The following is a 10899-nucleotide window of genomic DNA, read 5'->3' as shown; positions in this document are numbered from 1 at the left end:
TTACTTCAATTTGGCTGAAGACTCATTCAACGTTTAAAATAGACACTGTTGTTTTAAACAATGATACTACATCTGTGATAAGTTCAATTGGTAGAAAAGAGCTGTTTTCAAATCCAAATCCAAATCCAGTGATAAACCCATAACGGTACCTATTATTAGTGATTTACCAACCGACATTTTGCAAGAACTATTTCTTACAGAAAATAACAATTTGTGAATGACCTACTCAGTAGCAATGATTTAAAGAAAAAAATTGGATACGATGTCATTCATAGTCAAATAGATGGTTCCCCTGAGGTTAAAAAGGATACTTTTCCTGAAAAAATAGTTTTCAGAATGAATGATTCCTTCCTGGAAGAAATAAATATCACTGAATCTGAAATAAATCCAATTGTAAAAAAAGATTTTTTATTCAAAAGCCTATCGGGTATGGACTCAACAAAATTAACCTATCACTATAATTACCATTTGATTCTTTAAAACAAATGATCTATTCAGGGAATGGGGTATTTGAATAGGGTATTAAAAGATAAAGATTTAAAGAAGATCCTTGAGTACAAAGCGATTCAAGGACCAAAAACAGATACTCTTTTACTTTCAAAAAGTGAATTACCAGAAAATTTAGTTTTTATCGGACAGGATTCGATTATTAGTGAAATAGATAGTATTCAAGTGGAACTAGAAATCACGGATTCTAAAAATTGTAGCGTTAATTGCTACACAATATTATATAAGAATAAAGAAAAAGCCATGGTACCGGTTAAATGCCATAACTATGAATTTTTAATCGGTACTGGATCAAAGCTAATGAAGGTTTTTTTACAAAGCGAATCGCTACTTTACGGAAAAAACAGAAGATTCTGAATTTCAAAACCTGGTTATGGATTGGAGTAATAAATACTTCAAAAGTAGAAAGACACTACGTCCACTGGTCCAGTGTTTCACCGGAAAGAGCAGTAGCAATATCGCAAACTACGAAAGTCGATTAATAGGGGGCTAGACCACTAATTCCTTAGGGTATATTGTCCTCTAAACTTATTTTTAATACTACAAAATCAGGAATTATTAATGCTCCGCCAATATTAGGAGGTAAATAAATAAAGACAGGCTCAAGTAAATAATTTATATCATTACTTATCGGCAATAGTATAGCAGATGGAGTGAAAATCCCTCTATCTTCTTTAATTTCTAGTGGACTTATTGGTAATCTTTCATGATTTCTGAATACATCTAATTGAATTGTTTTTTTAATTCTTCCTTTTCTAGTAGCATTATAAAAAATGAAAGTCAAAGTATCAGAGTTCCAGGTAAAACAATTGTAGAAGGTTTATATTCATCAAAAGTTAAATCAAGTTTTGACATTATTTCTCCTTTATATCGATCGCTTTTCTCAGCATGAACATAACGAATGGCTGAATTGGTTTTATTTAGAAGAGCAATATTACCAACGGAATCAATTCTCTGATTTATAGATTCTTGTAACGACTTTAATTCAGTGTATACTGAGTAATAGTCAGTTACCCTTTTATTGATAGTGTCGCTCAATTGGTTATATGCTGTAATATTTTTTTCTGTTTTATTCTTTAATTCAATCACTTCATTTAATTGTGTTTTAATAGGTCAACATATAAAGTATAATACATATTGACTCGGTCAATATTTTCCTTTGATCTTTAATTGGTACTTCAATTGATTGGATTCTGCCACATACTTGTTATATATGTCATCATAGTAATTTGCAATACTATCTCTTTCCTTTTTTATTGACTTTAATTCGGCTTCCAATCTTTCTTTATAGTATTAATTTTAGAGATCTCACCCCATAAGTTATAGTTTAAATACCCGAAAGCTAATATAAGTGGGTAAATAAACCATTTAATAATTTGCCACTTTTTTTTAATCACCTCAAATATTTGGTTACTAATCAAGTGAGATGAATATTCGGAATTTATTAGTTTCTCAAGTTCTTCTCTTATTTTATTATCATGTTCCATAATCTCAATAACTGAGGGATTTTGCTTGTTTTAAAATTTCCCTTATAAAAACATAAATAAGGGTGCTCTTGTTCATAGCCGACTGGTTTACCCCCCTATATCTTGGAGCATTTATATAAATACTCTAGGATATAGGGGGGTAAACCACCCTTGATGGATATGCCGGACTAAACTGACACTCCCACCGGGCTTTAAATTTTGAAAATTCTACTGGAGCAAGCTGACACCCCTAATTCCCTTTGAGAAATTGTACTTAACTAATGGGAAAACAGGTTATCTTATATTTTTTGAACCAACAACCAAAAGATATAAGGCATGGCAGGTAAACCAATTGCTATGAAGAAAATACGTCAGATATTGCAAATGCTAAAACGGGGGAATTCTCAAAAAGAGATCCACCGCAATACGAAAGTGAGCATAAACACTATAAAAGCCTATAAACGGAAGATATCCTCCTCACGAATGGGCATAGACCAGATGCTCAAGATGGACGATTTAAAGCTTTCTAAAGTATTTTCATCGGGTGTCCGGCCTAAAAAGATGATCAACGCTACAGGGAATTAAAAAGCCAGCTCTCCTATCTGGCGAAAGAATTGGAAAAAACCGGAGTTACCAAAGGACTTTTGTGGGAGGAATATATTGAAGCGAATCCTGAGGGCTATAAACGTTCTCAATTTTGCTTTCATCTTCAGCGGTATCTTCGGAAAAATAGCCCTTCTATGCATTTAGAGCATCTTCCGGGCGATAAATTATACATTGATTTTGCCGGTGATACGCTATCGTATATTGATCAGGAAACGGGTGAAATTATCAAGTGTCAGGTGTTTGTGGCGTGCCTGCCTTATTCGGACTATTGTTTTGCCATGGCCGTTTCCTCTCAAAGCACAGATGATTTTTTATTAGCCCTAAAGTGCTGTTTAGAGCATCTAGGAGGGGTTCCTTTGGCTTTGGTTCCGGATAATTTAAAAGCGGCCGTAATTCAGGCGAGTCGTTATGAGCCCACTATTAATGTGGTTTTGGAGGATTTTGCCAACCATTACGGCACCACCGTGGTGCCGGCACGTCCACGAAAGCCTAAAGACAAAGCATTGGTGGAAAACCAGGTTAAACTGATCTATCAGCGCGCCTATGCCAGGATGCGTAATCAGCAGTACTTCAGCATAGAAGAAGTGAATAATGCATTGATTCATTACACGACATTGCATAACCAAACCCGCATGCCGAAACACAATTATTGCCGAACGGAGCAATTTTGGGCTAAAGAGAAGCCTGTGCTCTCCCCGCTTCCGGACCTGCCTTATGAAATCAAATACTACCGTAAATATGCTGTTGCTCAAAATGGTCACATCCTTCTGGGCATCGATTACCGACATTACAGCGTTCCGTATGAGTATATTGGTCAGAAGGTTCAGGCCGTCTTTACCGATTCTCTGGTAGAGATTTTTTCCAAGGAAAAATTGATTGCGACCCATCGAAGAACTAAAAAATCCGGTTACACCACCAGCAAAGAGCACCTCTGTTCTCAGCATCAATATTATAATAGCCGTGGGGAGGAATATTACCTCAAACGAGCTGAAAAATGTCCGGAACTACAGCGGATGATGAACATACTTCTATCAAAAAAATACTATCCGGAACAATTATATCGCCGCTTTGACGGACTACTGAATTTAATGCGATCACACCCACTGGAGCACTTTACCGCAGCCGTAAAAGTAGCCATCGAGGCAGAATAATATACCTATCAATTTGTCCGAAATGTTTTGAACAATAAAACCTGGATCCCCACGACTCCTTTGCATAAAGCATCGCTACCGGTGAATGACAATACCAGGGGGCAAGGTTATTTCTCACAAAAATAAACTTATGTATTCTACTATTGAAAAACAGCTCTCATTGCTTGCATTCAAAGGAATGGCCAAACAATGGGAATCACTCGTCGAAACAAAACAGCTTCATCAACTCTCACTGAATGATGGATTGAACTTATTGCTTCAGGCTGAGGCAGACCACCGTCAGAATAACCGGGAACTACGCCTATTAAAAGCCGCTCAATTTCGCTATAAAGCAAGTGTCCCCGAGCTGAAATTCAGTGCCGAACGAGGCTTGAACAAGGAACAAATTCTGGCGTTGAGCACAGGGGCTTATCTTGAAAAAGGACAATCTATCCTGATCACCGGTGCCACCGGATGTGGAAAGAGCTTCTTGGCCTCAGCATTTGGTCATCAGGCCTGTACCCAGGGAAAAGTCACCTACTATTTCAACTTCAAAAAACTCATGTTCAAACTCAAAACATGCCGCCTCGAAGGCACAATCGCCAGGCAGTTTACCAAGCTGGCGAAAGCAGATCTTTTGATCATAGATGACTTTGGCCTTCAGGTTCTTGACCATCAACAGCAACAGGATCTAATGGAAATTATTGCAGACCGTCATGCTCGTAAATCCACCATCCTTGTGAGTCAATTACCCGTAAGTTGTTGGTACGAAATCATCGCAGAACAGACCATTGCCGATGCAATTTTGGACCATTTGGTACACACTTCTCACAGAATCGAATTAAAAGGGGAAAGTAGGAGAAAATTAAGTTAACTTGTAAACCAAATTCTGCCATGAACCTGCGCTAAAGCAGGGGTGTCAATATGGCCGGTAGGGGTGTCAATATCACCGGAATATCCATTCCATTTTTTAAAATTTGTTAACGAACCTTGCTGAAAGTCGTATCCGCCCTATTTTTTCTTGGCCATTGTGTGTGCCCAGCATGGGCATCATTATTCTATTCTAATATTGAATATTATTCTAGAGGGTGCAAGTCCCTTATTCTCGGGAGAAACGTCTCGAAGCATTAGCAAGTCGCAAGATGGTTTACCGTGAGGTATGCACTGAAATTGCCATAAGCGGGAGCTTATAAGGCACCGCGCATAGCGCCGAGACCGCAAAACTCGGTACTGACATTCCTGAGAACGTTAGTTTGAAAGGACCGCACGTTGTGCTGGAACCACAAATGAGGCTTACGGCGCCGGATAAGCAAGCACATCTTTGTTAAGTCCAAAACACGAGAGTGAGTGCAATGTAAGTAGATGTGGCAGGAATCGAGGGAATTGCGAAGCAATCATGAATACCTATAAAAACTAATACAAATGAATAAAGAATATGCTCTTACCTGAGGAGATCTCTATTGTCACTAGATGACTGATGGAGAAGTCAGCAGAAGCCATAGTACCCGAAAGGGGAAGGGCTGAATGTTAATCGTCTCTAATGAACAAGGGAGGTTAGTTGCATAATGGGGGGGTGGTGGGCTGTAGTCCTATACTTGGAACGACCATTACCGTGAAGCGATTGCAAATCCGTGGATATGAATCTATGCTTAATCTATACAGAAGATGTAATGAAAAGTAACAAACCGCGGTATATGCTCCCGAGCTTGAAACAAGCGAAGGGCGAAGCCCCCGTATGTACGGTGGTGTGAGCTTATGGCTCACACCCGTCTACTCGATTATGCTCAGGCATTATTGATTTTGGTTCATATTTTTTTGTTTCGTCAATCCACGCTCGCGTGTTCACCATTTGCTGAATAATTGAGGTAAATTGTCTTTTAGACTCAACTACACCTTTTTTTACTGACCATCCTCTATTCTTAAAACCATCATAGCTAATTTGTTCTGGCAAACTATTTAATGCTTTCAATATTTTAATTCCCTGAATAAGGTTTGGGTGCCTTTTCCCAGTAATCGACTTATTTGTAAAATCTAATTCTGAAACCCTATTAAGGTTGAAGGACTGTTTGTTATAGCGTTGTCTATTAAAATCCAGTGCCACAGCCAAGTAGTATGTGGATATTAAGCAATCAAGGCTTACATGTCTTATTCCTTTATACGCCTCTCTTTTCCAATTTCCATAAAGATTTGGTGTTTGATTAGGTATTATTAATTTTCCTTTATCTCTTAAAGAAGATAATTTGTTTATTACTTCATTGCGTTTGTCATAAAATACTTGCCCTAAAATTTCAGGATTCATTTCGCATAGACCTTCGAGTTCAGACATAACATCAATTGTTTCATTTGCGAACTCTAAAATTGGGGTTCGATATTCTTTCCAAGTCATAGTACTTTGAATACGTCTGGCTTTTCTTTGAAGTACGTAACCAAGTATGAAAACTCCTATTGTCAAAACAATTGAAGTTAATTCTTTGTATTTTTCTAAAAAGCATAGAAAAGCATCCATTGTTTAGCTTGTTTTTTGCTTGAGCATAACGTTTAGTATAAGAATAGTAGCCGACTGCGTGGCACTTAACTGTCAAGATACAAGACAGTTGAAGCTGGCTACAACTCTTGAAGTTACTACTATCTCGGCTATTATTTTTATACATTGTGTGTGCCCAGCATGGGCATCATTATTCTATTCGAATATAGAATATTATTCTAGAGGGTGCAAGTCCCTTATGCGCGGGAGTAACGTCTCGAAGCATTAGCAAGTCGCAAGGTGACTTACCGTGAGGTATGCACTGAAATTGCCATAAGCGGGAGCTTATAAGGCACCGCGCATAGCGCCGAGACTGCAAAACTCGGTACTGACGAACAGGAACCACATATGAGGCTAACGGCGCCGGATGAGCAAGCACATCTTTGTGAAGTCCAAAACACGAGAGTGAGTGCAATGTAAGTAGATGTGGCAGGAATCGAGGGAAAGAATATGCTCTTACCTGGAGATCTTCATAATCAGGTGTTGATTTGTGGAGAAGTCAGCAGAGGTCATAGTAGCCGATGGGACCTGAGCCGACACCTTTATGGATAAAGTCGGAGTTCTCACGGGTCGGTGAAGGACCGAACGTATGGTGAAGTGAAAATTCGATAGGGAGGCTCAGCTAGCCCTATCTTAAAAGTAGCCGAAAGGAATAATTGGTGCAAAGAGCAATTATTCTATGCCCTACGAACCGCCGTATACGAGACCCGTACGTACGGTGGTGTGAGAGGCGCAGTGTAAGCTTATGGCTCACACCCGTCTACTCGATTAGAGGCTGTTTTGGTTCAACTTCTTATGTATCATTGATATTGTTGTCATAATATCTAATGCTTCATCTTCGGTTATTTTCCATTTAACTTTAGGAGCATGTGCTGTTGAATTTCTAAACATTCCAAAAACCCCTTTTATGAGATTTGAAAATCCCTTTTGCTCACTCTGTTCAGTCTCTGTTTGTAGAGAATTGATTTTAATTAATGGATTTGACACTGATAAAGCTTTATCAATAAGTGCCCCTCCATCAAGAGTTAGGTTTGTCCTTTTTCTAATTTCTTCAGCAATACTCTTGACCGCCTCAAAGACAGAATGAAAATAGTTTTCTGTTATCAATTCAGAGTTACAATATTCATATATTTTGGGGTGAATGTTTCTATTGCCAAGCTTAGATTTAAATCTATTCACACGCTGTTCAGCTTCTGATATAGTTTTGGTAGCTGTTACAGGATTAAACACTCCACTCTCGTTTAATTGTAATCCGATAAATGAGAGCCTCTTGTTTAATTCAGCTCGTATTGTTTCAAATTTATCATTTTGCCCTACGAAGCGCGAAGGTTTCAATGAAATATTTATGAATTTTAATATACAATTTGATTTCTGATTTAGCGTCTGATATTCAGCAAAACTATTGTAAAGCCTTTTCCATTTTGTATTTGTGGGGTCAATATCTGTAAGTCCTGCCTCGGGTATAAATTTCGATAATTCAGTACCTGTTAAGCCTTGTCCTGTATCTGCCAAAATCTTTGCTAACCCTTCCAAAGTTCCGCTGTCTATTGAATTGAAAATCTTTTTTGCCATCTTAATCTTAAGTTTGTTAGCTATCCGCTTTAATAGCCTCTAACGATTGTGTAAACTCAATTCCTATTGCGTATATCTCCCTTATTCGCACAACCATATTTGTATAAGTTAATTGTTTGGTAATATAATCATATTCACCGTTGATCTAAGGGACTTTTAACATTTTTAACATTTTTATTGGTCACATGGGTGTATATTTCAGTGGTCTTGGAGGAGTTATGGCCTAATAGCTCTTGTATAAAACGAAGATCAGTGCCATGTTCCAGCAGGTGAGTGGCAAAACTGTGCCTGAGGGTATGCGGAGTGGCTAGAGGGTTTATTTTAGCACTTTTTTTAGCCTTTCTGAAAATAGATTGTATGGAGGTGGCCGAATAAGGTTGTCCGTCCACCCCTTCAATGTAAACACTTCGCTATCCCCGTCAACCCCTCTAGATCCCAGCCAAGCTCCATCGCCTAATAATTATTCGGAAAAATTTTGTGGTAAAAGGGAAGAAATTTTTTTCTCTGGAGTGGATCGGATATTTTCAAGGGTATGCTTCAGCCACTGGTAGGGGTTCACCTCATTCAGCTTACAGGTAGGAAAAAAGGAATAGAATGTTGCCGCCCAGTAGCCACCGCTTTCGGAACCAACAAACATATAATTCTTACGCCCAATGGCAAGCGGGCGGATTAAGTTCTCGATAAGATTATTATCAATAAGGAAGCTGCCACCCTCCGTGTAAATCAGGAGGCGATCATACATTTTCAGAAAATACCGGAAAGCTTTTCCGATCTTGGATTTGGGTAATGTATCCACGACATTTTTTTCGGCCCAACTTTTCATCTCTTCCAAAATTGGGATGGCTCTGACTTGCCGAACACCCTTAATTTGGGAAAAATTAAGGTTTTTAGACCTAACCTCTTCTTCAATTTCATACAGCAATTGAAATTTACTCAAAGCATATTCCGCCATTTCCTTGTCATTGCCAAGGGCATCAAAAAACTTGCGTCTGGCATGGGCCATTCATGCTAAAAGGGTGATCCCGCGATCTTTTAAATGATTATATCCGGCATAACCGTCAGCCTGAGCAAAATCCCCTTCATAATCGAGGAAAAAGTCATCCGCATATTCAGCAGCACGTTCTTTTTGATATTGCAGACAGGCTACTTTTTCCAAAGGGGCATGGTAATACCACATATAATTGTCAACGGTGCCGCCTTTGCGAGCTAATTTTATGGTCGTTTCGTCGGCCTGAATATAGCTTGCTTGCTGAACCTGATCGACTAACTTCTCATACAGGCATTGTAATAATTCATGTACCTTTTTGAACCAGTTATTAATGGTGGAACTATTGAAGATAATACCATCCCGCCTGAACATTTGCACCATTCGATAGATCGGTAAATGATCAACAAATTTGCTCACAATCAGATACGCCAAAAGGGAGGCTGAGGTATTACTCTTGGGAATCGGCAGGAAATCCGGATAGTCGGCAGTAACATACCGAAAGCGATCATCATCTTCAGGAACCATAAAAACCGGTCGCTTAATGACCAATACGCTCACAGAGGGAGGTGTCACTTCCAGTACTTCTGTAGTTTCGTACCGAATAAATTTAGCGCCTTCAGGTATGTTTTCTAACTCAACAATGACCTCTTTTCTATTGGAATTTCCTTCTGATGAAGTTATGTTTTCATCAATCACAGATTCTCCTGCGAAATCAATCGCAAGTTGCTGGTTATCTACCTCGGTCCCCGGCGCATAGCGTTCTGTTTTTCGATTGGCATACCACTTTTTATAGAAGTCCAAATCGGACGTCATTTTATCCCAATGCAACTTAGGAACGCATATGTAAGAGGCTTCCTGCATATAATAATATATACAATTTTAGCCTAAAAACTGCGTTTATGAACACTGGAGAAGGAAAATCTTTTGTATTTTTTACATTGCATCAACCCAATTCCCTGAAGCATCATCATGATGGTGGCGTGGTCTATCTTCACCTTCTTTTCTTCATTTACCCTTGGAGGCAACTCGATTCTTCCGGATTCCAGCCGTTTATAATAAATAGCAAAACCATCTCCCTCAAAGCGTAGTAACTTGATTCTGTCCCTTGACTTATTGATGAAAATATAAATGTTACCATCTAGAGGGTTTTCTTTCAGATGATTCCTCACAAGTCCGCTCAGACCGTCAAAACCTTTGCGCATATCCGTTGGCTCGTGAAAAAGATAGAGCCTATCATTGGGGCCAATTGCTAACATACTTTTACTAAGCGCTCAAGGTACGACAAAGGAATGTTTGCGGGGAAAAACATTTTAGTGCCATTGGGGAAGTGAAGCTCTATTTCCCCTGGGACCTCCTGTTCTTCTGCCTCTTCAATTTCTAATTCAATGAAAGGGTCCTCATTTTCCTCATACTCCTGCTTCTTTCGTTTCCATTTGTAAAAGCAAGCCAGACTAATCCCTTCCGCCTTGCAGAAATCGGCCGTTTTCAGATTACTCGATTCTTTCTTATCTACCAACGCAAACATTTTTCGTTCCTGAAAGCTCATTTTTTAAAATATTGATGATTTAACGGAAGGTCATCATTGAAATGCAAAAAGGAAAGATGGAGATGGCGGGATGTTTACTCTGTTCTTTTAACTAGGTTGTCGCAATTTTTCGGTATCCTTTTAACCATTTCATTAATAACCCCCTTTTGAGAATCACTCTCTTAGAAGGCGTTAATGTGGTTCGAGGTCAAGTTTGAGAAATGCGATTTGGTAATTTGCGATGAAGTAGGTGATATCTCCTTTGATAAGGCCGGAGCTGAGCTGTTGTTCAATCATTTATCCCTCTGGGCTGGAAGGAAACCAACAATAATCACCGCCAATATGGATATTGAGAGATGGAATGAAATATTCCCTGCTCTTGCCCTTGCCCCTACCCCTAATTGATCGGTTAGCTCACAAAGCTCATTTGATTAATATGGATGGGGAGTCTTATCGATTAAGGTATGCAATTAGTCTTACACAACAGGATTAATTTATTGAAAACATAGTCTATTTATTTTACTTTTAGCGGTACCCACATGGTTTGAGATTACAGAAATGATGGGGATTTTTTCATATTA

15 protein-coding genes and 1 pseudogene are annotated in these 10899 nt (G+C 38.8%); 7 read left to right on the top strand and 9 right to left on the bottom strand.

Annotation, left to right across the window (positions count from 1 at the left end; translation table 11 throughout):
* Positions 1–213: 213 nt before the first annotated feature.
* Together AAA970_RS27535 and AAA970_RS27530 are read left to right on the top strand one after the other, a co-directional pair.
* Complete coding sequence (locus AAA970_RS27535; protein WP_338240144.1) at positions 214–480, top strand: hypothetical protein; 267 nt, start codon at positions 214–216, stop codon at positions 478–480.
* 21 nt (positions 481–501) lie between these two features.
* Positions 502–864 carry a hypothetical protein gene (locus tag AAA970_RS27530; RefSeq protein ID WP_338240143.1) on the top strand — a complete coding sequence of 121 codons (363 nt, stop codon included), beginning with the start codon at positions 502–504 and terminating at the stop codon, positions 862–864.
* A 148-nt stretch (positions 865–1012) separates the two neighbouring features.
* On the opposite strand, the gene AAA970_RS27525 is transcribed toward AAA970_RS27530, so the two are convergent.
* Entirely contained in the window at positions 1013–1291 is a 279-nt protein-coding gene (locus AAA970_RS27525; protein ID WP_338240142.1) for a hypothetical protein, read from the bottom strand.
* Entirely contained in the window at positions 1288–1596 is a 309-nt protein-coding gene (locus AAA970_RS27520; protein WP_338240141.1) for a hypothetical protein, read from the bottom strand. Before AAA970_RS27520 ends, AAA970_RS27525 begins: the two co-directional genes overlap by 4 nt.
* Before the next feature lie 713 nt (positions 1597–2309).
* Between AAA970_RS27520 and AAA970_RS27515 the strand changes: the two genes are divergently transcribed.
* From AAA970_RS27515 to istB, 3 genes are all read left to right on the top strand, one after another.
* The gene (locus AAA970_RS27515; protein ID WP_338239720.1) at positions 2310–2558 is read left to right on the top strand and encodes a LuxR C-terminal-related transcriptional regulator; all 249 of its coding nucleotides are present in this window, start codon (positions 2310–2312) and stop codon (positions 2556–2558) included.
* Positions 2559–2587: 29 nt separating this feature from the next.
* Positions 2588–3730, top strand: a complete 1143-nt coding sequence (istA, locus tag AAA970_RS27510; RefSeq protein ID WP_338240140.1) for an IS21 family transposase — start codon at positions 2588–2590, stop codon at positions 3728–3730.
* Between the two features lie 130 nt (positions 3731–3860).
* Positions 3861–4583, top strand: coding sequence for an IS21-like element helper ATPase IstB (gene istB / locus AAA970_RS27505; RefSeq protein WP_479531373.1), 723 nt, complete (start codon positions 3861–3863; stop codon positions 4581–4583).
* Between the two features lie 879 nt (positions 4584–5462).
* On the opposite strand, the gene AAA970_RS27500 is transcribed toward istB, so the two are convergent.
* Positions 5463–6215 carry a hypothetical protein gene (locus tag AAA970_RS27500; protein ID WP_338239722.1) on the bottom strand — a complete coding sequence of 251 codons (753 nt, stop codon included), beginning with the start codon at positions 6213–6215 and terminating at the stop codon, positions 5463–5465.
* Positions 6216–6659: 444 nt separating this feature from the next.
* Here AAA970_RS27500 and AAA970_RS27495 point away from each other — a divergent pair, with 444 nt between their 5' ends.
* A complete protein-coding gene (locus tag AAA970_RS27495) occupies positions 6660–6785 on the top strand; it encodes a hypothetical protein (protein WP_338239723.1) in 126 nt (41 codons plus the stop codon).
* Between the two features lie 216 nt (positions 6786–7001).
* Here AAA970_RS27495 and AAA970_RS27490 read toward each other — a convergent pair whose 3' ends face one another.
* The 6 genes and pseudogenes from AAA970_RS27490 to tnpA all read right to left on the bottom strand — a co-directional run bounded on the left by AAA970_RS27490 (position 7002) and on the right by tnpA (position 10339).
* On the bottom strand, positions 7002–7805 hold the full coding sequence (locus AAA970_RS27490; RefSeq protein WP_338239725.1) for a TIGR02391 family protein: 804 nt from the start codon (positions 7803–7805) through the stop codon (positions 7002–7004).
* Between the two features lie 134 nt (positions 7806–7939).
* Complete coding sequence (locus tag AAA970_RS27485; RefSeq protein WP_338239726.1) at positions 7940–8194, bottom strand: tyrosine-type recombinase/integrase; 255 nt, start codon at positions 8192–8194, stop codon at positions 7940–7942.
* A gap of 71 nt (positions 8195–8265) precedes the next feature.
* Positions 8266–8442, bottom strand: a complete 177-nt coding sequence (locus AAA970_RS27480; protein WP_338239839.1) for a transposase domain-containing protein — start codon at positions 8440–8442, stop codon at positions 8266–8268.
* A pseudogene (gene tnpC, locus AAA970_RS27475) lies at positions 8428–9318 on the bottom strand (IS66 family transposase); the annotation flags it as partial. The gene AAA970_RS27480 and the pseudogene tnpC, both read right to left, overlap by 15 nt.
* Positions 9319–9677: 359 nt before the next feature.
* Entirely contained in the window at positions 9678–10049 is a 372-nt protein-coding gene (tnpB, locus tag AAA970_RS27470; RefSeq protein ID WP_338239727.1) for an IS66 family insertion sequence element accessory protein TnpB, read from the bottom strand.
* Entirely contained in the window at positions 10043–10339 is a 297-nt protein-coding gene (gene tnpA, locus AAA970_RS27465; RefSeq protein WP_338239729.1) for an IS66 family insertion sequence element accessory protein TnpA, read from the bottom strand. Before tnpA ends, tnpB begins: the two co-directional genes overlap by 7 nt.
* Before the next feature lie 174 nt (positions 10340–10513).
* Here tnpA and AAA970_RS27925 point away from each other — a divergent pair, with 174 nt between their 5' ends.
* Positions 10514–10723, top strand: a complete 210-nt coding sequence (locus AAA970_RS27925; RefSeq protein ID WP_420916754.1) for an ATP-binding protein — start codon at positions 10514–10516, stop codon at positions 10721–10723.
* Positions 10724–10899 lie beyond the last annotated feature (176 nt).

Origin of the sequence: Persicobacter diffluens, assembly GCF_036244895.1 — a bacterium.
In the GTDB taxonomy this organism is placed as follows: Bacteria; Bacteroidota; Bacteroidia; order Cytophagales; family Cyclobacteriaceae; genus Persicobacter; species Persicobacter diffluens.
The sequence above is the reverse complement of the archived record's forward strand: the minus strand, read 5'-3'. Positions and strand labels throughout refer to the sequence as shown.

Bases quoted from the DNA above. Each gene is read 5' to 3' on its own strand.
- tnpA (WP_338239729.1), bottom strand. From the start codon at position 10,339: ATGAGCTTTCAGGAACGAAAAATGTTTGCGTTGGTAGATAAGAAAGAA.
- AAA970_RS27480 (WP_338239839.1), bottom strand. From the start codon at position 8,442: ATGTTTGTTGGTTCCGAAAGCGGTGGCTACTGGGCGGCAACATTCTAT.
- AAA970_RS27530 (WP_338240143.1), top strand. From the start codon at position 502: ATGGGGTATTTGAATAGGGTATTAAAAGATAAAGATTTAAAGAAGATC.
- AAA970_RS27925 (WP_420916754.1), top strand. From the start codon at position 10,514: ATGTGGTTCGAGGTCAAGTTTGAGAAATGCGATTTGGTAATTTGCGAT.
- istB (WP_479531373.1), top strand. From the start codon at position 3,861: ATGTATTCTACTATTGAAAAACAGCTCTCATTGCTTGCATTCAAAGGA.
- AAA970_RS27500 (WP_338239722.1), bottom strand. From the start codon at position 6,215: ATGGATGCTTTTCTATGCTTTTTAGAAAAATACAAAGAATTAACTTCA.
- AAA970_RS27490 (WP_338239725.1), bottom strand. From the start codon at position 7,805: ATGGCAAAAAAGATTTTCAATTCAATAGACAGCGGAACTTTGGAAGGG.
- AAA970_RS27515 (WP_338239720.1), top strand. From the start codon at position 2,310: ATGGCAGGTAAACCAATTGCTATGAAGAAAATACGTCAGATATTGCAA.
- tnpB (WP_338239727.1), bottom strand. From the start codon at position 10,049: ATGTTAGCAATTGGCCCCAATGATAGGCTCTATCTTTTTCACGAGCCA.